This is a genomic window from Micromonospora sp. DT44 (assembly GCF_049841635.1).
Taxonomy (GTDB): Bacteria; Actinomycetota; Actinomycetes; order Mycobacteriales; family Micromonosporaceae; genus Micromonospora.
The window spans coordinates 1-231 of sequence record NZ_JBNCKS010000218.1; the positions used below are offsets into that span (position 1 = coordinate 1).

At 55.8% G+C, this 231-nt stretch carries 1 protein-coding gene; it reads right to left on the reverse strand.

Annotated elements, in window-relative coordinates; translation table 11 throughout:
- The coding region (locus ACLQ25_RS32930; RefSeq protein ID WP_425734626.1) for a hypothetical protein at positions 1–231 on the reverse strand (231 nt) is incomplete at both ends.

Here is a 231-nt window from a genome sequence, read left to right on the forward strand (position 1 = left end):
GCCTTCGCCACGTCGCCGATCGCTCCGCAACCCTCCAAAAAATCCTTCAGATCCTCGGGCATGCTCTTCGGAACAGTATTGCCCTCCCGCCGCCAATTATAAAGGTCTCGTCCGAGGTGTACCATAATTCCGTTGGTGGCCCGCCTCTCGTATTTTTTCGGGGGGATTATCCGCCGATTTTCTTGGCGATCTCCGTAGTATTCTCGTGCTATCTCGCCGAACGCCTCCCAC